The organism is Arthrobacter sp. JCM 19049, assembly GCF_001310435.1.
Genome location: NZ_BAXF01000839.1, coordinates 1 through 694 on the forward strand (window position 1 = coordinate 1; position 694 = coordinate 694).

Genomic DNA, 694 nt, shown 5'->3' on the forward strand with positions numbered 1-694 from the left:
CGTGGCCGATGGTGGTTGCGGTGGCCGGGGCGCTGATCGTGCTGCAGGGCATCTGCGTGCTGCTGGCCGCCGGCCACTGGTCCAAGACCACCAAGTACGACCGGGTGCGCTCCGAGGCGCAACCCACCGGCGAATCCCCGCGCAACGACCGCATCTCGGACTGGGAGCAGCTCTCGGCGGGGGATGATCCCACCGAGTCCGGGCGCTGATTCGCGCTCCGCGGCGGAGGGCCGCGGCGGTGGGCAACACGATTGCCCCCAAATGTGTCATCGGTGTGAACTGGTGGCAGAATAGAGCAGGAAGCTTAAGGATCCGCCCGGGCCACCGCGCGGACATGGGTAGAAAACCAAGGAGACGTTCCGTTATGTCGCAGAAGACCGAGATCGACCCGATCTTTGCCGAAGAGGTTGGACACGGTAACTCGATCGCAGCCTGGACGGCTGTCATCATCATGATGGTCGGTGCCATCGTGGGCGGAATCGCCTTCGCCAACCACGCCCACCTGCTGGTGTACATCAGCTGCGGCGTGATCCTGCTGGGTCTGGTGGTCGGCTGGATCATGCGCAAGGCCGGCTACGGCGTGGGCGGCTCGCGCAGCGGAGCACACCACTAAGTTGAGCGTTCTCGACGAAATCATTGCGGGCGTCCGGGAAGACCTGGACGCCCGACGTGCACGTACCGGCCTTGAGGCGAT

At 65.1% G+C, this 694-nt stretch carries 2 protein-coding genes; both read left to right on the forward strand.

What is annotated here, in order from left to right; genetic code table 11:
• The coding region (locus JCM19049_RS16625; RefSeq protein ID WP_279403473.1) for a Trp biosynthesis-associated membrane protein at window positions 1–209 on the forward strand (209 nt) is incomplete at its 5' end.
• Window positions 210–364: 155 nt separating this feature from the next.
• Window positions 365–613, forward strand: a complete 249-nt coding sequence (locus JCM19049_RS16630; protein WP_054822081.1) for an HGxxPAAW family protein — start codon at window positions 365–367, stop codon at window positions 611–613.
• Window positions 614–694 lie beyond the last annotated feature (81 nt).

Excerpts from the sequence above, each read along its gene's own strand:
- JCM19049_RS16630 (WP_054822081.1), top strand. The coding sequence starts at position 365 with ATGTCGCAGAAGACCGAGATCGACCCGATCTTTGCCGAAGAGGTTGGA.